The 20,744-nt window shown below is 69.9% G+C and carries 14 protein-coding genes; 9 read left to right on the top strand and 5 right to left on the bottom strand.

Annotated elements, in window-relative coordinates; genetic code table 11:
- Window positions 1-2 precede the first annotated feature (2 nt).
- Window positions 3-1,181 (top strand): cystathionine gamma-synthase, encoded by a 1,179-nt coding sequence (locus AC08OP_RS01810; protein ID WP_476612605.1) that lies wholly within the window; start codon window positions 3-5, stop codon window positions 1,179-1,181.
- Between the two features lie 230 nt (window positions 1,182-1,411).
- Complete coding sequence (locus tag AC08OP_RS01805; protein WP_476612604.1) at window positions 1,412-2,401, top strand: hypothetical protein; 990 nt, start codon at window positions 1,412-1,414, stop codon at window positions 2,399-2,401.
- A gap of 495 nt (window positions 2,402-2,896) precedes the next feature.
- On the opposite strand, the gene AC08OP_RS01800 is transcribed toward AC08OP_RS01805, so the two are convergent.
- Together AC08OP_RS01800 and AC08OP_RS01795 are read right to left on the bottom strand one after the other, a co-directional pair.
- The gene (locus tag AC08OP_RS01800; protein WP_476612603.1) at window positions 2,897-3,841 is read right to left on the bottom strand and encodes a hypothetical protein; all 945 of its coding nucleotides are present in this window, start codon (window positions 3,839-3,841) and stop codon (window positions 2,897-2,899) included.
- Window positions 3,842-5,192: 1,351 nt separating this feature from the next.
- Window positions 5,193-6,878: an acyl-CoA dehydrogenase family protein gene (locus AC08OP_RS01795; RefSeq protein ID WP_476612602.1), complete on the bottom strand. Its 1,686-nt coding sequence runs from the start codon at window positions 6,876-6,878 to the stop codon at window positions 5,193-5,195.
- A gap of 1,350 nt (window positions 6,879-8,228) precedes the next feature.
- Here AC08OP_RS01795 and AC08OP_RS01790 point away from each other — a divergent pair.
- Window positions 8,229-12,098, top strand: a complete 3,870-nt coding sequence (locus AC08OP_RS01790; protein WP_476612601.1) for a diguanylate cyclase domain-containing protein — start codon at window positions 8,229-8,231, stop codon at window positions 12,096-12,098.
- Between the two features lie 179 nt (window positions 12,099-12,277).
- On the opposite strand, the gene AC08OP_RS01785 is transcribed toward AC08OP_RS01790, so the two are convergent.
- Complete coding sequence (locus tag AC08OP_RS01785) at window positions 12,278-12,703, bottom strand: hypothetical protein (protein ID WP_476612600.1); 426 nt, start codon at window positions 12,701-12,703, stop codon at window positions 12,278-12,280.
- 478 nt (window positions 12,704-13,181) lie between these two features.
- Between AC08OP_RS01785 and AC08OP_RS01780 the strand changes: the two genes are divergently transcribed.
- Window positions 13,182-13,943, top strand: a complete 762-nt coding sequence (locus AC08OP_RS01780; protein ID WP_476612599.1) for an SDR family NAD(P)-dependent oxidoreductase — start codon at window positions 13,182-13,184, stop codon at window positions 13,941-13,943.
- A gap of 43 nt (window positions 13,944-13,986) precedes the next feature.
- Here AC08OP_RS01780 and AC08OP_RS01775 read toward each other — a convergent pair whose 3' ends face one another.
- Entirely contained in the window at window positions 13,987-14,250 is a 264-nt protein-coding gene (locus AC08OP_RS01775; protein ID WP_476612598.1) for a hypothetical protein, read from the bottom strand.
- A 22-nt stretch (window positions 14,251-14,272) separates the two neighbouring features.
- Entirely contained in the window at window positions 14,273-15,364 is a 1,092-nt protein-coding gene (locus AC08OP_RS01770; RefSeq protein WP_476612612.1) for a thioesterase domain-containing protein, read from the bottom strand.
- Between the two features lie 226 nt (window positions 15,365-15,590).
- On the opposite strand from AC08OP_RS01770, the gene AC08OP_RS01765 reads away from it, so the two are divergent.
- The 5 genes from AC08OP_RS01765 to AC08OP_RS01745 form a co-directional block, all read left to right on the top strand.
- Entirely contained in the window at window positions 15,591-15,719 is a 129-nt protein-coding gene (locus AC08OP_RS01765) for a hypothetical protein (protein ID WP_476612597.1), read from the top strand.
- Window positions 15,716-16,216, top strand: a complete 501-nt coding sequence (locus AC08OP_RS01760) for a hypothetical protein (protein ID WP_462188875.1) — start codon at window positions 15,716-15,718, stop codon at window positions 16,214-16,216. The genes AC08OP_RS01765 and AC08OP_RS01760 overlap by 4 nt, the downstream gene beginning before the upstream one ends.
- Before the next feature lie 335 nt (window positions 16,217-16,551).
- Window positions 16,552-18,432, top strand: a complete 1,881-nt coding sequence (locus AC08OP_RS01755; protein WP_476612596.1) for a hypothetical protein — start codon at window positions 16,552-16,554, stop codon at window positions 18,430-18,432.
- Window positions 18,433-18,640: 208 nt separating this feature from the next.
- A complete protein-coding gene (locus AC08OP_RS01750) occupies window positions 18,641-19,804 on the top strand; it encodes a TAXI family TRAP transporter solute-binding subunit (RefSeq protein ID WP_476612595.1) in 1,164 nt (387 codons plus the stop codon).
- An 86-nt stretch (window positions 19,805-19,890) separates the two neighbouring features.
- Window positions 19,891-20,744: serine/threonine-protein kinase (locus tag AC08OP_RS01745; protein WP_476612594.1), on the top strand; the 854-nt coding region annotated here is incomplete at its 3' end.

Genomic DNA, 20,744 nt, shown 5'->3' with positions numbered 1-20,744 from the left:
CCATGCCTATGGAGCAGCCCGCTGAGGGATTCGAGACCATCGCGATCCATGCCGGCCAGGAGCCCGATCCCGTCACGGGAGCGGTGGTGACGCCGATCCACCAGTCCTCGACGTTCGCCCAGGATGGCGTGGGTGGGCTTCGGAGCGGTTACGAGTACAGTCGTTCGGCGAATCCGACCCGTACCGCGCTGGAGACCTGCCTCGCCGCGCTGGAACGCGGGACGGTCGGCCTCGCTTTCTCCTCCGGCATGGCGGCGACAGACGCCCTGCTGCGAACTGTCTGCCGGCCCGGAGACCACGTCATCATCCCGGCGGACGCCTATGGCGGCACCTACCGGCTCATTGCCCGGGTGCTCGCCGACTGGGGCGTCGACCACACCAGCGTCGATCTCACCGACCTCGATGCGGTGCGAGTCGCGATCCGTCCGGGCACCACGCGGCTGGTGTGGTGCGAAACCCCGACCAATCCCATGCTGTCCATCGCCGACATCGTCGCTCTCTCGTCGCTGGCGCATGACGCGGGGGCGCTGCTAACGGTCGACAACACGTTCGCCTCGCCCTACCTGCAGCAGCCACTGACCCTGGGTGCGGACGCGGTGGTGCATTCCACGACGAAGTATCTCGGTGGCCACAGCGATGTCGTCGGCGGCGCGCTCGTGGTCGGCGATCCGGACCTGGGCGCCCGGCTACGATTCCTGCAGAACGCGGCCGGCGCCGTCGCCGGCCCCTTCGACAGCTGGCTGGTACTGCGCGGTGTCAAGACGCTCCCCATTCGGATGGACCGGCACTGCGACAACGCTCGGCGTATCGCGGCCGAGCTCGCCACGCACCCCGCCGTCGGGACCGTCCGCTACCCGGGTTCGACCGGGCATGCGGGTCACGGCATCGCCGCGAAGCAAATGCGTGACTTCGGGGGAATGGTCTCGTTCACCCTTCGGGCCGGCCCCCGCGCGGCCGTGGAGGCATGCGGCCGGACCAGGCTGTTCACTCTCGCCGAGTCGTTGGGTGGGGTGGAATCCCTGATCGAACATCCGGCGAGCATGACCCATGTCTCGGTGGAGGGCTCGCCGCTCGCGGTACCCGCGGACCTGGTTCGGCTCTCGGTCGGGATCGAATCGGTGGACGACCTCGTCGCCGATCTGCACCAGGCGCTGCGCGGGCTTTCCGACAGATCCGCGTAGCCCGGCCCCGATTTCGGGAGTGGCGGCTTCTGGCACACGCACCCGGTACGGAAGGGCGAACCAGCGAAAAAAGTCTAAACCTTAACCCACAGCGGCGACATAGCGCCCCGTACCCGGTTATCGTGACCTTACTGTGTCGAGACCCTCGGGCGGAGAACAGCAATGGTTGCGCGTGCGCATACGCCGGACATGTGCCCGGTCCGCCAGGTCGCGATCGTCAGGAGTACCATATGGACGCCTCGACGGACCGCCGAACGATCATTACCACGAGCGCGCTACTCGGCGTCCTCGGGCCCGCCGAGGCGGTCGGCATGACATCCACGGCGGTGGACAGCCGCGCGGCGCTACACCAGGTCGAGACCGGTCTGGAGACCCTCGCCCGCCGCTGGGAGACCACCGCACCGGCCGACCTGGTCGAGCGCCTCGCGGCGCTGGAGCACCATGCGCAGACGATCGGCCGATGGCGGTTGGGCCCAGCCCTGCGCCGGGACTGGATACGAGCGCATGGCCGGATTCTTCTCATGACCTCCGTGGCGCAGAGTGACAACGGCATGGCCAGGCCGGCCACAGTCTCGGCGCGGGCGGCGCTCGTCCTCGCGAAACATGTAGGAGACGCGACGACTGCTGCCCACGCCGGAGTCGTGTTGGCTGAACTCGCCGCTTATTCCTTCCAGAGCACCCGCGACGGGTTGGCGCTGGCGCGGGCGGCCCAGGCCACGGCACCACACGCGCACACCGCGATCCTGGCGATGACCACCGAGGCGCACATCATGGCCGCGTGCCACCTGCCTACCGACGATATCGTTGCCGTGCTGCGCTCAGCGGGATCGGTCGCGGCAAAGCTCCCGGCAGGTGCGGTGGGCTACAGCCTGGACGGTATCCATCCTGGGTATCTGCCGACATTCGGCGGTGCGGCACTCGTCGCCGCCGGCGCATTGGACGAGGGAAATGAGCGGCTGAGCGAGGCAGCCGAGCTGTTCAACCGTTCCCGGGCGTCCGGTGCTCTCGCCGCCGTCCGCCTTTACCAGGCATCCGCGGCGATGCACGCACGCGAGCTGGACAAGGCCGAGATCCTCGCGACCAGAGCGCTCGCCGCATCCGCCGTGCGGCCGAGCAGTTGGCTGTCGAACGGAATCCTCTTTCTCGCCGAACGCGCCCGCAGCCAGGGCGCGGACTGGTCCGGACTCGTCATCCAGGCCCAGGAATGGTCCCCACTCTGATCGCGTCGTTGACGTCCGGGGGCGGTCATGACGTCATCCGCCGGCGCGCCCCCTGCGCCGGAGCCTTCCACCGGGACACCGGCGCACGGCGCCCGATCAGCCGTGCCAGCCCTAGCCACAACACCGCCGACCGTGAGGGCGCGGCGTCGAGCCCAGGGACGCACACCGGCGCGGAGTCCATGCAGCAGCAGCAGGCCAGCAACAACCATAATCAGAACGACCAACGGCGACAAGATGTTGGAATAATGCAGTTCATTCGACGGGTTGAGGTTTACGGATTTCTGCAGGGCAGTGTTCGAGGAGATCGGCAGCGGCGGCGGTGTCGCCTGAGCGAGAACGGGATAAGAAATAGGCACGGCGGTACATTATCGGGTGGGCGACAATGAGAACCGGGCCGGTGGAGACGAAAGTGCTTCGGCTCGCCCCCGCGGTCATCGCCTTGGTCGCGGCCAGCCGCGCCGGGTCCACGCCGACGGGCTGAAACGCCGGGCCCGCTCAGGGATCCGCGCACATCGCGGCGTCAGCCCGTTGCTTGGAGCCGAACAGGTCGGGAATCACCACAATCGGTTCGGGACCTGCCGCCGGGCCGCAGTCGTCGCCCCGGCCGTCCGCCCTGCCGCCCCCGGTCGGACCGGCCTGCGCGGGTGGTCCGGGATCAGTCGACCCGCTCCCGGGCGCGGGGAGCAGTCCGCCGGCCGGCCGCGCTTCCGACGGGTTCGACGACGGACGCGGCGCGGTCCGACGGCCGGGCACCGAAGGGTGCAGTCTCCTGTCCTCCGGATCGGGTCCGAAGGCATCCGTCCGATCCGATGCGGCGGGTGGAACCGATGACACCCGCCACCCGCCGTCGGCCGACGGCGGGTGCGTGGGCGAAGACCGGGGCCATGATTCGACGAAAGGTGCGGTCGGATCCCCGGGATAGTCGGGATGGTCGGGATAGGCCGGGTGGGCCGAATCAGCGGCTCCGGCCGGCCTGGCGGGATGGCCGAGCCTGGCGGAGGAGGGCGGGCCCCCGGCGGAATCTGGATCGCCCGAAGGGGCGACAAGGCGTGGCAACGTCCGTGCTCCGTCCGTTCCCGGGAGGCCGGGAACGGGGTGGACGGGGTCGGGGTAGGTAGACCGGGCCGGGAAGGACGATCGGCTCTGCTCGCGGCGGCCCGCCCACCGGTCGTCGTCCCGATCGTCATCAGCCCTGGCCCGGACGAGCCGATCGGACGACGGTCGATCGGCCTGGATCAGCACGTCGCCCGGGGTGGGCCCGCCGGGCGCGGCGAGCCCGAAGGCGATGACCGCGACCGTGAATCCAGCCGCCGCGACCGCGCCGCTTCGCCGCCGGTCCAGAATTCCGGCCCAGCCAACCCGCCCACGCAGGATGCCTGCGACACCGATCAGCATCACCATCACCGCAAGCAAAGCGATGATCATCGCAACCGCCGACATCGGGGCCCCCAGGTCGCAGCATCAGCACGAGAACCCGAACCGTAACTCGCCGAAAGTAACGAGACGAATACCAGAACGTCGTGTCGCCCTCCGCGTACCCGGAAAAGTGCGGCAGCCGACGGCCTCGAGCGAGAACGATCAGCCGCCCGAGGTGACAGGCTGCTCTGCATCGAGGGACTGCTCTGCTACGACGGGCCCAATGAACCGGCCGCCGTGCCGGCCAGCTGTCCGGTCGCCCTAGGCGAGCCCTCGTTCGTGCGCGGCGGAGCGGACGGCGACCCCGTCCCGGCCGCCGATGGTCCGGCCGCCGACGGTCCGGCCGCCGATGGTCCGGCCGCCGATGGTCCGGCCGCCGGCCTGGAGACGGACCGATCCCCCGGTTCCCTCGGTTGCCGCGACGCCCCCGCGCCGCGGCCCGCACCACTCGATCCAGATGATCCGGGTGAGGGGCGACCGCCGTCGCGTGGTGTCGGGGCCGTGCTGGCTCCTCGGTCGGACCCGGCATGGTCGCGCCCGTCAGGCTTCTGACCGGTGGTTCCGCGACCGCCGACGGTTTCCCGGTCGTCCCCGCCGGTTTCCCGGTCGTCTGGGCGGGTGTCGGGCCGACCATGCGCCGGCGGCGGGGTTCCCGTCGGCCGGGTTCTCGGCGGTGACGTCCCGGACGGTGACGTCCCCGGCGAGGGCGTCCCGGACGGCGTCGGCGTCGGCGTCGGCGGCGGCGGCGGCGTCCCCACCTGCAACGTCCCTACCTGCAACGTCCCCGACGACCGGCCGCCCGCGGGCGACGCCCACGGCGGCCAGGTGTCCCAGGTGGGAGGACGCGACTGCCGGGGTCCGCCGCGGTCATCGGACGGCGCCGGACGATGTGCGGCCCTGTCCGCCTCCGGGTCCCGATCCGCGTCGGTGTCCGCGGGCAACGTGGACCCGGGCTCGGCAGACGTCGCGGATCGCACTGAAAGTGGTGATGCTGGCGTGGACGGTGATGGGAGAGTCGGTGCGGGCAGGATAGCCTGGCTCGCGGGCAGGTCCAGATCGTTGCCGTCGCCGACCCCGACTCCTCGGGAGGCGAGCAGCCCGAAAGCGACGAGCGCCGCGGATCCCGCGCCGGCAACCGCGCCGGCCGTACGGCGGTTGGGGATCCACGCCCATTCCGCGCGTCCCCGCACCAGGCCGAGCACGCCCGCGATCAATATCAGCCCGGCAACAGCCAAGCAGAAGAACACCATGGAACCCTCCAGGGCGCAGTCAGCCTCCACCCTAGGGGCACATCCCCCACCTGATGGCGCAGCGTTGATTACGGAGAGTTTCTAGTACCTATCCGCCAAGGTCAGGAAACACCGAGCGAATCATCTCAGGCGCCCATCGGTGGAATTCTGCCGAGAATGTTTGGCACATCAGCGGCATCAGGCAGGGTGCCGAAAGCCAGTCCCCCCTCACCGGCGACTCTCGTGGCGCAGAACGCGTCGGCCACGGCGCCCGGGGCGTAGCGCACCAGCAAGGAGCCCTGCAGGACGACGGCAAGTCGCTCAACGATGCGCCGGGCGGCGAACTCCGCGTCCTCGGACCGGTCGAGGACACCGCGCAACCGGGCCCAGGCCGCGTCCAGCCTGCGGTCCGCGCCACGTGCCGCGTCGATCTCCATGGCGAAGGCGGCGAGGCTGGCCGGTTCCCGGGTGACCGCGCGCAGCACGTCGAGCGCGTTGACGTTGCCCGAGCCCTCCCAGATACCGTTCAGTGGCGCCTCGCGGTAGAGCCTCGGCATCCCGGACTCCTCCACGTAGCCGTTACCTCCCAGGCATTCGAGCGCCTCGGCGGCCAGCGCCGGGGAACGCTTGCACACCCAGTACTTCGCGACGGCGATCGCCAACCGTCTGAACGCTCGTTCCTGACGATCGCCACGGGCCGCCCGGTCAACCGCGCCCGCCACCCGAAGCACCAGGGTCGTCGCGGCCTCGGACTCCAGGGCGAGATCGGCGAGCACATTGCGCATCAGCGGAGCATCGATGAGTAGTCTCCCGAACGCGCGTCGGTGACGTACGTGGTGGGCGGCCGCCATGACGGCCGCACGCATCCCCGCCGCCGAGCCGAGGCTGGCGTCGAGCCGGGTCATCGCCACCATCTCGATGATGGCCCGGACCCCTGCGCCCTCCTCGCCGACCAGCCAACCGACCGTGTCGTCGAACTCCGGCTCGCCGCTGGCGTTACTACGGTTACCGAGCTTGTCCTTCAGCCGCGCGATCCGAAAGGTGTTGCGGGCGCCGTCCGGAAGCACCCGTGGCACCCAGAAGCAGGACAGGCCACCGGGGGCCTGGGCCAGGACCAGGAAGACGTCGTTCATCGGGGCGCTGGTGAACCACTTGTGCCCCCGCAGCCGATAGGTCCCGTCGCCCGCCGGCGTCGCCGTCGTCGTGTTAGCACGGACGTCCGAGCCACCCTGCTTCTCCGTCATGCCCATGCCCGCCAGCAGGCCGGCCTTGCCCTCGGGTGGGCGCAAACCCGGATCGTAGACGCGGCTGGTCAGCAACGGTTCGTAGCGGGCGGCGAGCTCCGGGGCGGCGCGCAGCGCCGGCACCACGGCGTAGGTCATCGACACCGGGCACAGATGACCCTGCTCGACGGTGCCCCAGACCAGGATGTCCGCGGCGCGGGCGACATGGGCGCCGGGACGCGGGTCGGCCCACGGCGCCCCGGCCAGGCCCTCCCGTACCGCGACATCCATCAGGGCGTGCCAGGAGGGATGGAAGTCCACCTCGTCGACGCGAAACCCATAACGATCATGAGTGCGCAGTTGCGGCGGGAACCTGTTCGCCTCGTCGGCCTGGCGGGCGGCCTCCTCGGTGCCGGCCAACCGACCGAGTCGATGCAGATCGTCCGCATGCCAGCCGGCCCCCTCCCGCGCGAGGGCCGCCAGTAGCGCCGGATCGGCCGCCGCATCGTGCCCCACGAGGGGCGGAGGCTGGTTCGTCACCTCATGGGTCCGGGACGAACACGTCCCGGGAACCGCCGTTGTCCGGTTGACGGTGGTCGGCGAGATCATCGGCCCTCCTCTCGGCCGGGCCGCACATCGGCCTCGACAGTGCCGCACATCGACAGTGCCGCACATCGACCGGGCCGCGTTCGAGCGGGACCGTATCGAGCACGGCCCGTCGGCACTGGTGTGAAGCGTGCCACTCCTGGCCGCGTCGGACCAGTCGCATCGCGCGCTCTCGCCGGATCCACGGGCCGTGTGCCCGGTGGGGCCGTGCGGATCACGGCCGTACCGAAGAAGATCCGCTCCCGCGGCGAAAGCCCACGGCGGACCAGAAACGATCCATGCCGGGTGCCCTGAACAGGTGGGCTGTTCCCGGCCGGCGTCCGGCTATTGCGCCCAAAGGTGTTTACACATTCGGTATCCAACGCCGGGACGATGTCGTCGCGCCCTGATGTCCGGGCACCGGGCCGGATCGAGAACCGGGTAATCGACCGGTAGCCACGCCCAGGCGAAGAAATCCGCACGCTCCGGCCCACCCGAGGCGCGGTGAATCTCCGGACCGCCGTCCGGGCGAGAATGCCGTTTCCCGTTAAGCCAGCCACCGGCGGAGCGGATCGGAAGCAGCCGACGCACCGCTCGGCCAAGCCGCCCCGCGCCCTGTCCGACGCCTCGACGAGGAGCCGGCGAGGCGGGCAGGGGCGGTCACGCGCTCCTAATTCACCCGGCGGTCCCGCCGCCGCGAAGCCCCGCCGGCTCGAGCAACGCACGCGGTGACCAGATGATCATCTTCCGCGATACTCGATCGGGCTAGACCGGCCGGGCGTTACGGAGAGTATTGAATAATGCCGAAGGGAACGAGAAGCATGCGGGGGCCGGTCGCGGAAGGTACCAGCATCACAGCTCCCCAACCCCGACCGACAGCACCTAGCGTTATATATAGTAACCCATAGTCGAGTTGATGCCGCCCACCGACCGACCATCCAAGCCTTAAAGTATTCGGAACGACACTTATAGTAGTCGAATCATCTTCGTTCGGCAATCTCCTCCATCCCGCGGACGCGCCGGGTCACCCAGCCCAATACGCCGGTCCGTGTCGGCGCAAGCGGTGGAGTTCTGTCACGGGCGACGGCCGGTGAAACTCGTGGCACAGATACTCGTATGCTCACCCACTACCGGGATGATTCGACGGCACGGAAAACAGAAAGTCTTCACTCACGGTAAGATCCGTCGAGTCCGGGCACGGTTGTCGGACGGGGCATATAGATGATCAGAGGTGGCCGAATCAGTGGGCGGCAAGCGCCCGGACGAGTCACGGCCGCAATCAGAACCTCAGCGGCCCGGGCCGGATCGCGACTCCGGCGGCGATTCATCCACCCACTGATCGTCGGACTACTCACGGTTGCGGTCCTCGGTACCATGGCAATCTGGACGGGCTCCGATCTGCTGAGCCGGGAGAAGATAGACCGCCTCAACGAACGTTCCCAGCTGGTCGAGCGGCTCGCGCAGTGGGCGGCGATCGTCGACAACCCGGCGGCTATGCAGTCCGCGACCGATCGGACGCCCTTCCAGCCCGGTGACCCCCTGGGGAACGAAGCCCTGCTCCCGCAGCTCCAGATCGCCCACTCCGGCGATGTCATCCGGGTGGTTGCGCTACTCGACACCGCGGGCCATACCACGGCCTCCTATCCACGGGGGAACTCCATAGTCCCCACCGACCTGGGGCAGGCCTGGTCCGCTGCCTGGTCCGGGGTTCCCGCCGTGTCCCCCGTCTTCGCCCTCCACGATGGCCGCGTCAGAGCAACGGTGGTTCCCGTCGGCCGTCCGCGGCCCTGGGCCGTCCTGGTCTCCGTGTCCACCGAGGAGTCCAACCTCCAGGTCACCAACGGGATCGCGGCCCTGCTCGGGATCGGCCGGGGCAGCATGTCGACGGTCGGCCCGGACGGGGTACCGATCGCCTCCACCGAGCCGGGCATGCTGGGTCGGCAGGTCCTCTCGACCGCCGATCTCTCCCGCTCCCACGCCCAGCGTGGCGGTGCGCGGATCTGGGAGACGACCGAGAACGGCAAGAGGATCACAAACATCACGGCGGTGCAGCCGACGACGGGGTACCTGACCTACTTCCGGCAGGCCACGGACTCGCTGAACGCCGACCTCCGGGCCCGACGAAACCAACGGAATCTGACGTTACTGGCCATCGCGCTGATGTCGGTCCTGAGCATCATCTTCGTCGGCCTGCTGCGGGAGGCGGCGGCTCGGCGCTCCCGGGCCGGGCTGTGCGCGTTGTTCGCGGCGGCCCATGACATCGTGCTGACAACCGACCTCACCGGACGGCTCACGTTCATCAGCCCCGCGATCTTCCCGTTACTCGACCATTCCCGGGAGGCCTGGCTCGGGCGCAGGGTCGCGGATCTGGTGCACCCGGACGACGCGCACCGACTCATACGACTGATCGAAAACCCCGCTGCCGGTTCCCTGCTCAACATTCGGATGACGGCGGCGAACGGCACACCCCGGTGGTTCGACATCGCGACCCGCCGCCTGTCCACCCGGGACGGATCCGGCGAGGTGCTGATCACCTGCCATGCGGTCGGTAAACGGAAGCAGCTGTTGGACCAGCTCGGCTATCAGGCGCGCCATGACGTACTCACCGGGCTGTGTAACCGGGCCGCCTTCGAGGAGCAGCTCGAGGATGCCCTCGCCGCGGCTGCGGGCGTCGCGGTCCTGTTCATCGACCTCGACAGCTTCAAGCCGGTCAACGACACCTTCGGCCACGCGGCCGGCGACCGGGTGCTGCAGGTCATCGGTGGACGGATCCGAACAGTGCTGGGCCCCGACGATGTCGCCGGGAGGTTCGGCGGCGACGAGTTCGGGATCCTGCTGCGGCGCGCGAACGAAATTGCCGCTCGCACCATGGCTGGTCGGGTCATCCGCACGGTACAGGAACCGATCCTCGTCGACGGCTACGAGGTCTGCGTCGCCGCAAGCATCGGAGTAGCGCTGGCCGTCAGCCGGCCCAGCCATTCCGGGCGGCTGCTGCGCGCGGCCGACGAGGCCATGTATAAGGCCAAGCAGGCTGGTCCGGGACGATATGCCATGGCGGACCCCCTGGCGGCCGAGACCACCACGGTGGAGCCCGCGGTAACCAGGCCCACCGCCGTCCAGTGCACGCCGGCCGAGACCGCCACACTCGAAGCGCCCGCACCGTCCGCGCCCGTGCTCCTCGCCACTGACCGGATCACGCCGCGACCCCCGGTCATCCGACCGCGCTCGATGTCCTTCCCAGCCTTACCCAGATCCCCAGGCCCGTCCAGATCCCCAGGCGCATCCGGATCGTCACCCGCGGGCCGGACCGGGCATCTGCTGTCTCCTCGACGCTGGCGGACAACCGTGCGCGAGCAGCTGGGGCGAGCCATCCCACTGCTCGTGCTGGGGACCGTCATCCTGGCTGCCACGGCGGTCACTCTGGAGATCGAGGATGCCAACCGGCGGCAAGACGAGGCCCAGCACATCGCCGAGGCTCACTCCCTCGTCCTCCGTCTGGCCGAATATGTCGCGGACCTGGGCCAACCCGTGCGCCTGATCGACCCAATCTCCAGGCTTCCCTGGTCGCTGACCGAACCCGCCGTCGACCAGCGGGTGCTGGCCTCGGTCTCCCGGTCGGCGTTCGCGGGCCCCGACACCGTTCTGGCACTGGTCGATCTCGACGGCAGGCCGACGGCGGCCCAACCCACCGGCGCAACGATCCCGTTCCCCCCGCGGGACCGGATCTGGGCTCTCGCCCGCACCAGCGGAATCAACATCCCTGTTTTCCACCTGGGCGATCGGGTTCGGGCGTACAGCATCGTGCCGATCGTGCGGGACGGACGCAGCGCCGCGTTCCTGGTCATGGGTAGGCCGGGAGCCGGGATGCCGGGAGCCGAGATGGTCCGCATCTTTGGCGGCGGAGGCACCGGGACGAGCGGCACCGGAGAGGGCACCCGGATCGTCATCGTCGACGAGACCGGGCGCATCGCCCTGTCCGACGATCCGTCCGCGGTCGGGATCGCCATGACTGACGGCACGGAGCTGCGGTCAATCAGGCCAGGCCAGAGCCGGCGGGTGACGATACGCAACGGCGACGGTCACGTCGCCGTTGCCGCCGCAATCCCCGGCCATCCCACATGGGGGTACCTCATCCTGCAACAGGACGGCCCACTGCCGCGCGACCCGCGAGACAACCATGCCGTCGGCGATCTGCTGCTGCTCGGCATCGTGGCCGTCACGTTCTCAGGCCTGACAAAAATGATCTTCCGGGGAGAGCAGGCGGTCCGGCGCGACCGGGCGCGGCTGCAGACCCTGGTGCACGAGTCGCACGACATCATCGTCAACCTGGACCGTGCGGGCCGGCCGACCTTCATCAGCTCGGCGGTCGAGAGCCTGCTCGGCTACCCGGTCGAGGCCATGATCAGGCTGCCGCTCATCGACCTGGTCCATCCCGAGGACCAGGCGGCGACGCGGGCCTTCCTCGCGGACCGGCAGTGTGGTGGACCGGGGTCCCTTCTGGACGTCCGCATGCGGACGGTCAACGGCGGCCATCGCTGGTTCGACATCGAGGCCAGCGCCTGGCGGCCCGCGTCCGGGCCGGGCCGCTTCGACGGTGGTGTCCTGCTTACCTGCCACGAGATCAGCGAACGTCGTCAGTTGCAGGAGCAGCTACGGAAACGTGCCACCCACGACCCGTTGACCGGCCTGCCGAACAGGGCGGCGCTTACCGAATTCCTCGATCAACTGGCTCGGGAGCAGACTCCGTTCGCGGTTCTGCTCATCGATCTGGATGACTTCAAACCGATCAACGACACGTTCGGTCACCAGGTGGGCGACGATGTGCTGTGCACGGTCGCCACTCGGTTGGCCAACGTCCTCGCCCCGGGCCCGTCGGCGGCCAGCGCGGGACCGGTCGAGACGATCGGTCCCGCGCTGATCGGCCCCGAGACGATCTGGCCGGAAGCACGTGCCGGGCAGGCGTTCCGACTCGGCGGTGACGAGTTCGTCATTGTGCTGCCCGGGGCCGCCTCCCTGACGATGCGCCAGACCGAGCAGCGGGTGCGCGAGTTCATCGAGGCGCCCCTCACCGTGGCCGGCAACACCCTTGTGGTCAGAGCGACGATCGGCCTGGCGTCCTCGCAGGCCGTCGGGGGCGCCGGCTCGCACAGTCCCGAGAGCGTGGTCCGGCATGCCGATGCGGACATGTACGAGGCGAAGACGAGCGCCCGGGCCCGACGTTCCATCTCCCCCGCGGCGCGATGACCCCCGCAGCCTCCGCCAGCCTGGGACGCTGGGCGACGTCAGCCGGCAGAGCGGGGCGGATCCATGCTGAGGAGGTCGCCGGCGCGGTGCGATGGCTCTGCTCACCCGAGGCTTCCTACGTCATCGGAGCAATACTCGACGTGACCGGTGGGCGGTGACCATGTGCCACCGGGCACCGGTTATCGGGCACCGCCCCCCGACAGCCGGTAAATAACCAGCGCCTCGGGGTGCTGTCGGGCGTGGCGGGCCACGGCTCGTCGGTAGGAGCCGGTGGCCCACCGCATGGTCCAGGTCACGCCGACTAGATCAAGCAGGGTTCCGAGGCGCCGGTTGAGATCTTCCCGGGCCTCCTCCTCGGCGATGCGGGCAGCGTTCATCACGGTCTCCACGCCAAACGCGTAGTGCATTCCCGCGGTCCACCGTGCCCAGCTCGACCATCGATCCGGGGCCGCGATGAGCACGAGGTGCGCGTCGAGCTTCGCGGCAAGGTCAGCGGCCAGCAGGACATCGGCCATATCCGACAAGTCTCCGATACGAAGACCGACGACGAGATGACGCTCCGTCCGGACCTGCGAGTCCACTTCGGTACGCTCTGCCCGTTCCACGCTTCCTCCCGCGTTTCCTTTCTCCCGAGGCCCTCGGTCGCCCTGTCGACGTGCGCGGGATTGTCGCGCTTCACAGCCGGTGATGTCGAAGTGACCGACACATCGTCAGTACCCCCTCGACCCACAGATCACATGTTCCGGAACGCGTTTGCCGGCAGCCTGGTATGGCCGGCTGCCGGATAATGCCGATGTTGCCGGATCAACGTTGGTCGTCGCCCGCCCGGTCGTACCGGTCGATTGTGACCGCGCCCACCGGAAAAGGGAAGAGCCTCGCCGTATTCGACGCACGCACATGCTCTCGGGACGGACCATCCGCCAGATGCACAGCGCGCCGAACGCCTCCGCGTACGGGAGGTGATTTGTCGGCACCTGGGCCCGGAACCTGCAAGGATGGCGGCGCGGGAAGCCCGGGTCACTCGCCGGCCCGGGATAGGATCCATGATTAGGCGCGCGCCGCTTTATCGTAAAGGAGCATGCTATGTCCATATTGGACCGGTTCCGGGTGGACGGCCGGGTCGCCGTCGTCACCGGGGCGTCCTCCGGTCTCGGGGTGGACTTCGCCCGGGGCCTGGCCGAGGCCGGCGCGGACGTGGCCCTGGGCGCCCGCCGGGCCGACCGGCTCACCACCACCGCCGAGCTCGTGGAGAAGGAGGGCCGCCGCGCCCTGCCGGTCGCCACCGACGTCGCCGACCCCGCCTCCTGCGAACACCTCGTCGCCGCCGCGATGGAGACCTTCGGCCGGGTCGACATCCTGGTCAACAACGCCGGGATCGGCACCGCCGTCCCCGCGCTCAAGGAGACCCCGCAGCAGTTCCGCTCCGTCATCGACGTCAACCTGGGCGGCTGCTATTGGATGGCGCAGGCGGCGGCGCGGGTCATGCGACCCGGCAGCAGCATCGTCAACATCTCCAGCGTCCTCGGCCTGACGACCGCCGGCCTGCCGCAGGCGGCCTACACGGCGAGCAAGGCCGCCCTCGTCGGCCTCACCCGCGATCTGGCCCAGCAATGGACCGGCCGGCGCGGCATCCGGGTGAATGCGCTGGCGCCGGGTTTCTTCCGCTCTGAGATGACCGACCAGTACCAGCCCGAGTACCTCGAGACCCAGTCGGCGAGGATCCTCCGCGGACGCATCGGTGAACCGGAGGAACTGACTGCGGCGCTTCTCTTCCTGGCCTCCGACGCCGGCAGTTTCGTCACGGGGCAGACCCTCGCCGTTGACGGCGGTTTCACCATCACCTGAGCCCTCCGTCCATATTGTCCGGCTCGCCGGAAAAACCCGCCAATCAGGTCTCGAGCGGCATGAGTTCGGCGGCGAAGGCGTCGAAGAAATCCGGCCATCCGCCGGGCGTCGTGACCGGATGAAAGACGAACTTGCTCATCCCGGCGGCGAGATTCTCGGCGATCAACGAGCGCGCCGCGTCCCGCCCGGCCGGAAGTAGCCGCTCCGGGATGACCTGCGGATAGCGCCGCCGCAACGCCGCGAACGCCTCGTCGAACACCTCCCCGCGGCGCCCGTCGGGTACGGGGCAGGAACGGCGGAACGCCATCGACCCGGCGACCCCCAGGAGATCAGACCCGGCGGCCGTCGATGCCGGGCACCGTCGCCAGCTCGTGGCGCAGTTCAGCCAGCATCCCGGCGACCAGCGGTTCCCGCAGGACGCCGCGGTGGTCCCCGCCGATCCGGCGGATCGCGGCGGGTCCGGTCAGGACGCCCCGCCAGGCCTCGATCTCGTCGTGGTCGTCGGCGAGCCAGACCGCCGTCCGGCCATCGTAGGTGCGGGGGCGGTAGGTCATCGTCAGGATGCGCCCCTGGTTGTAGAAGACGTCGTACTGGTGCATCCCCCGGAAGCGGACCACGCCAGCAAGCGGCAGCTCGACGAGCTGGCGCAGGCGGTCGACCATCACCCGCGGGGTCAGCGTAGGCCCGTCGTCGGCGGCGAGTGGGCCGATCCCCCGACCGGCGTCGGGCGGCGCCGGGGAGTCCGGATGCGCTCCCTCCAACTGACTGGTCGGCACGATCGCCCCGGATCGGGTCAGCCGCGAGGTACCCGGCAGGTAGGTGTCGATCAACGCCAGCAGGCCGACCTCGTGGCCCGCCTTCCGGAGGACCTGCGCGACCTCGAACGCGATCAGTCCGCCGAAGGAGTGCCCGGCCAGCAGGTAGGGACCCGTCGGCTGGAGAAGACGGATCTCCCCCACGTGCCGCCGGGCGGCGGCCGACACCGACCAGTCGGGGATGCCCCGCCGTTCCAGGGCGTGCGCCTGCATCCCGTAGACCCGCCGTTCGCCCGCGAAGTACCGGGCGAACGGGAGCAGACCGATCGCCGGCCCACCGGCCTCCGGGAAGCAGAACAACGGGGTGCCGGAACCGCCGGGCGTCAGCGGCATCACGGTGGGATGCCCGACGGACTCGCTCTGCCGGGCGGCCCACACCTCGGCGAACGCGGCGGGCGTCGACGCCTGGACGACCACGGAGCTCGGCAGCCGGACCCCGAACTCGTCGCACAGGGTCGCCACCAGCTCCTGCGCGGTCGCCGCATCACCGCCAAGGGCGGTGAAGTCGTCATGCAGACCGACGGTCTCGAGGCCGAGCACGCGGGCCCACAACAGGGCCGCGGCCACCTGATACGGATCGGCCGCAGACATGCCCGGCAACGACATCACCCCACAGGACTAGGCGAAGAGCACATTGAACACCACCGGTCAAGATCATCGATACGCCGGCCGGGCGTTCGCGGGAACCCGTGATCGAGGCCCACGGCGGTGAGCCTGGTCCCGCCGGTCGGCCCACTCCCCGGTGGGATGGCCGGTTCCCCTATGGGGTGACCCGTCCCCGTCGGGCATTGACGGCTCGGCGTCGGGCGCTCACCGTAGACGTGTGGGTGATGTGGGCAGACCGGAACGGATCGTCGAAGACGAGCCGATCAGCTTTCCCGACTCCGAGCCGCTGACCATCCCGGTCCCGGCCACGCCGGAACCGGACCTGGAACCGGACCTGGAACCGGTTCCCGGGTGAGCCTGCTCGGCTGGCGGCAGTGGGCGGTGGACGCGCACGGCCAGCTACGCCCTGCCTGGACGCCGTGGTCGCCGTTTCCACCCGGGCTACTGCTCTGGCGCGCCGACGGCATGACCGAGGCACATTGCTTGCGCACCCGCCGGCCGGACCGGGACGTCGAGCCCGGCGAGCCCGGCGCGGGCCACGAACGGGTCCCGGACGAGCACTGCGCCTGCGGCCTGTACGCCTGGCGGGACCCGAGCATCCTGGCCGCCGCCCGCCCGCCCCGCTGGACCTCCCTGCCGTACGTCGTCGGAGTGGTCCGGCTCGGGGGGCGGGTCATCGTCGGTGAACGGGGCTATCGCGCGGAGCGTGGCTATCCCGTCGCCGTGCTTGACCGCGACGGCGTCGTCTCCGACGACTACGCCGTCGCGCGCTATCGCAGCTGCGCCGCGTTGGTGGCGGAATGGGCGGATCCGAGCGCCACGTCCCGCGGCCAGGACCGGGCAGCCGGGTAGTACCGCGCGCCGCACCAGAACGGCCCGGACAGCCGAACACCGGGAACCGCCGGAACCTCGAGAACGACCGCCGCCTCGAGAACGACCGCGGTCCCGGGAACGACCGCGACCGCCGGCCCGGGAAACCGGCGAGGGTTTCCGCACCCGGCCGAGGAACTCTCCCTCGGTGGGTATCTCTCCCCGTGTCGTATCGCGGGTAGACCGTTACCCCACACCGCCAAATAGTCACGCTATGTAGCCATGGAGGCAATCGGGGCGACTATGGTCGTGAACGCCCCGTACATCCCGTCCGCAGGGAGCGGATCGGGGTCGACGGGCACACGAGGGGGGCCGTCGTGACGCAATCCGAAACCGCAGGAACCGCCGGAGGTATCTCCGATCGCGGCACCGATCATGCTCCCGGCCACGGTGCACACCCGGCGCCGGCGATCCGGTCCTGGCGGATCCAGGTTCCTCCGCCGCTGCTGGTCGCGGTGGGATACCTGGCGGTGGCCGTCTGCATCTTCCACTCCGCCTGGGGGAATCTCGGGAACGTCTCCTACGGCGGCAACGACGCCATGCTGTTCGCCTGGTTCCTCGGCTGGACGCCGCACGCGCTCGCCGACGGGCTCAACCCGTTCCTGACGCACCACATCAACGTCCCCGACGGGGCCGACGTCCTGTGGAGCACACCCGTGCTCCTACTGGGCGCGCTGGCCGCACCGATCACGCTGCTGGGCGGCCCCGTGACCACGCTGACGGTGCTGCTGACCCTGGCGCCCGTGATCAGCGGATTCGCCCTGTTCTGGGTGCTGCGCCGATGGGTACGCCCGGGACCGGCGGCGCTGGCCGGCCTGCTGTACGGCTTCGGACCGTACATGATCGGCGCGTCCTATGGTCATCTGCATCTGACCTTCGCACCGTTCCCGCCGGTTCTCCTGCTGCTCCTCGACGATCTCGTGGTCCGCGGGCGGGGGCCGCGGACCACCGGCGTCCTGCTCGGTCTGGCGATCATCGCCCAGGCGCTGATCGGCGAGGAGCTGCTCGCCACATCCGCGCTGGCAGCCACGTTCGGTCTTGTGATCCTCGCCGTACATCATCGCGATCGGATCCGATCGCGGCTACGACCGGCCCTGACCGGCCTCGCCACGGCCGGCGGAGTCGCCGCGGCCGCGCTCGCCTGGCCGCTGGGCACCCAGTTCCTGGGTGCCCAGCGGATCCACGGCTCGATCCAACCCGATGGAATCGCCGTGACGGATCTGCTGACCTTCGTCACGCCGACGCCGATGCAGGCCGTCGCCCCGGACGGCGCGCTGCGCCACAGCCTCGGTTTCACGGGGAACGCGGTCGAGGTCAGCGGTTATCTGGGCGCTCCACTGATCGTCCTGATCATCGTGGTCGTCATGGTCGTCGTCACGACGGGCGGTGCGCGCCGGCCTCCGCTGGTCGGGGTGTTCGCTCCCCTCGGCGTGGTCATGGCCGTGCTCTCCCTCGGCGGTCACCTGCATGTCGACGGCCAGGACACCGGCGTTCCCCTCCCGTGGCTGCCCCTTCAGCACGTGCCGGTGCTCGGGAACGCGTTGCCCTCCCGCCTGGCGTTATACGTGATGATGTGCGCGGCCATCGTGGTGGCGACCGGGCTCGACCGGCTGCCGTCGAACCGGACGGCGCCCGCCGACCTGGACCCCGGACGGGGGATCCCCGCTCGGGCCCGGACCAGGACCGTCCGGGTGGGAGCCGGCGTGCTGACACTCTCTGCCCTGGTGGCGCTCGTCCCCGCCCCGATGCTCACCACGTCGATGACGACGCCCGCGTTCTTCACTGGTGACGGGGTGACCCTGATTCCGGAGGGTGCCACCGCACTCGTCGTCCCCTTTCCCCATCCCCAGAACGCCGAAGCCATGCTGTGGCAGGCTAGGGCGAACTTCCGGTTCGTCATCCCCGGCTGCTACTGCACCGTCCCCGGGCCCGACGGCCGGGCGGCGTTGCACAGCCCGCCGGACGCGCTGACGTCCGCCCTCATCGACATCGACAACGGCGCGACGACCGCCGCTGCCATGTCGGGATCGCCGCGGCTCCGGGCGGCCTACAAACGGCTGGCCCCGGACGCCGTCGTGCTGGGACCGGCGCGACGGACCGCCGAGCTACGCACGCTGCTGCGCGAACTCGTCGGCGCGGCTCCCCGCCGGGTCGGCGAAGTCGACCTGTGGCTCCCAGGCCGGGAAGCCGGGCGTTGACCTCGTCACCGGTGCCCCCGTGTCGTCCACCGGACAAGCCCGAAGGCCCGCAGGGAATCGCGCCCCGGAAGAGTTTCCGAGAAGCTGGCAGCCGGGCGCTTTACCACCGCACCCCGGCCGTGAACCTGCTCTGCCGATTCCTCTACGATTTCCCGCATTCCGCGACCATGGTCGCCAGTGATCCACATCCCAGAGCGGAGGATGCGCGGTGTCGACGGACCAGCCGGCCGGGTCCCGGCCGGAAAGGCTGACCCGACGGCAACGCCTCACCGTGGTGATCGGCGTGGTTCTCGCCGTCGCCGTCGTCACTTCGGTCGTTGCCACGTCCAATCGTTCCAGGGCGGCCGCCTGGCCGCCGACGGGCCGATCCGCCTGTGCTTCGGTACAGATCTTCACCGGCAACGTCGGGTCACCCTATAATCAGTTTGCCCGGGTACTGCGGACCCGGCTACAAGCCGCCCCGGAACGCTTCGACGTGGACGTCGTGGAAACGGCGGGTTCCACGGAGAACATCTATGACCTGGAATCACCCGACAGCCGCGTCTGCGGGTTGGCGATCGCGCAGCTCAATACGACAGTCGACGCGGCGGCGGGGGTCAACCAGTTCGAGCCGAACCGCGGTGGCCACCCGGTGGCGGGTCTGCGCACCCTCGGCCCCGTCCATCAGGACCTGCTGCACGTGATCGTGCGCGACCCCACCAGCAGGTCGGATGACGTCGACATCACCCGCTTCGCTGATCTCTGCCATCGACCCATCGCCGCCGGCCGGCCGGGATCGGGGGTCCGGCAGATCAGCGAGGTGCTCCTGCGGGTGGCCCTGTCCGAGGACTGCCGCGGCGAGCTGGACGAATCCTCCATCGACGAGGCCCTGCGCCGCCTGTCCGCCGGGAAGGTGGACGCGGTGGTCTGGGCGGGCGGAGCCGGAACCCGGCAGATCAAGAACGCCATCGCCGGTGGCGCCAGGCTGCGCCTGCTCGACCTGTCCAGTTACCAGGACGGCATCACCGCCGACTGGGACCAGTTCTACCGGTCCCGCGGGCACTTCTTCGCCGGGCCGGTCTTCGGCACCGGAAGCCTCGGGCCCGACGACTACCGGGAGATCCCGCCGGTCCGGACCGTCACAATCCCCAACGGCCTGCTCGCCCATGCGGACGCCGATCCGGTACTGGTCAGGCGGGCGACCGCCGAACTGTTCCGGGATCCGCAGGACTACGCAGAGGCGCTGTGGGGCGACAACCCCGGGGGACGGACGGTCCCGGACGCGCTGTCCGTCTACGAAGGACCGCTTTTCTGCTATATACCGTTGCATCGGGCCGCCACGGAATACTACGTTTGGAGATTCCGACGCCCACCGGGCTGTGGCGCGACGTGACAGCGCCACCAACGTGACAGCGCCACCAACGTGACAGCGCCGCCGGGGACAGTGCTGCCGGGGACAGGGACGCTCGAGGACCAGCCGTGCTAAGACCACTGAACGACACCGACCCGCGGGTGATGGGGCCCTATCGCCTGCACAATCGCATCGGCGCCGGCGGCATGGGCGTTGTTTACCTGGGATTCGGGCCGGACGACCAGCCCGTCGCGGTAAAGGTGCCGCACGAGGTGCATGCCAGTGACCCCGAGTTCCGTGCCCGCTTCCGTTCCGAGGTCTCGGCTGCCCGGGACGTGCAGGCCGACACCGTCGCCCGGGTGATCAGGGCCGAGGTGGACGGGCCGAAGCCCTGGCTCGCGACCGAATACGTGGCGGGCCCCACCCTGCACGCCGCCGTCCAGGAGAGCGGCCCGCTCACGGGCCGCTCTCTGGATGGGCTCGCGATCGGTCTCGCCACGGCCCTCGAGGCGATCCACACCGCTGGCGTGGTGCATCGCGACCTCAAACCGGCGAACATCGTGATGTCCTGGGCCAGTCCCAAGGTCATCGACTTCGGGGTGGCCCGGTCGGCCGACTACACCGGCTACACCCAGGCGGGCGAACTCGTCGGGACCGTGGCCTGGATGGCCCCCGAACAGATCAACGGCCAGCAGGCGGGATCGGCCGCGGACGTCTTCGCCTGGGGATGCTGCGTGGTCTTCGCCGCGACTGGGCGACGTCCCTTCCGCGGCGAGGCGCCGGAGATCGTGGCGCTGCACATCAGCTCGACCGAGCCGGAGCTCGACGGCGTGCCCGAGCGGCTGCTCGGTCCCGTTCGCCGCGCCCTGACGAAGAACCCCGGGCACCGGCCCTCCGCCGGCGAGCTCGTCCGCCTGCTCACCCAGCGGCTCTCCCCCGGGGAGACGGCCGACGCCAGCAATGGCGTCCCCCCGGTCACGGC

The sequence above is a fragment of the Frankia sp. CeRuru1 genome (assembly GCF_977966315.1).
Note: the sequence above shows the minus strand (reverse complement) of the source record. Positions and strands in the feature narration are given on the sequence as shown.

Bases quoted from the DNA above. Each gene is read 5' to 3' on its own strand.
- AC08OP_RS01805 (WP_476612604.1), top strand. From the start codon at position 1,412: ATGGACGCCTCGACGGACCGCCGAACGATCATTACCACGAGCGCGCTA.
- AC08OP_RS01775 (WP_476612598.1), bottom strand. From the start codon at position 14,250: ATGGCGTTCCGCCGTTCCTGCCCCGTACCCGACGGGCGCCGCGGGGAG.
- AC08OP_RS01780 (WP_476612599.1), top strand. From the start codon at position 13,182: ATGTCCATATTGGACCGGTTCCGGGTGGACGGCCGGGTCGCCGTCGTC.
- AC08OP_RS01795 (WP_476612602.1), bottom strand. From the start codon at position 6,878: ATGATCTCGCCGACCACCGTCAACCGGACAACGGCGGTTCCCGGGACG.
- AC08OP_RS01800 (WP_476612603.1), bottom strand. From the start codon at position 3,841: ATGTCGGCGGTTGCGATGATCATCGCTTTGCTTGCGGTGATGGTGATG.
- AC08OP_RS01770 (WP_476612612.1), bottom strand. From the start codon at position 15,364: ATGTCGTTGCCGGGCATGTCTGCGGCCGATCCGTATCAGGTGGCCGCG.
- AC08OP_RS01810 (WP_476612605.1), top strand. From the start codon at position 3: ATGCCTATGGAGCAGCCCGCTGAGGGATTCGAGACCATCGCGATCCAT.
- AC08OP_RS01790 (WP_476612601.1), top strand. From the start codon at position 8,229: ATGGCAATCTGGACGGGCTCCGATCTGCTGAGCCGGGAGAAGATAGAC.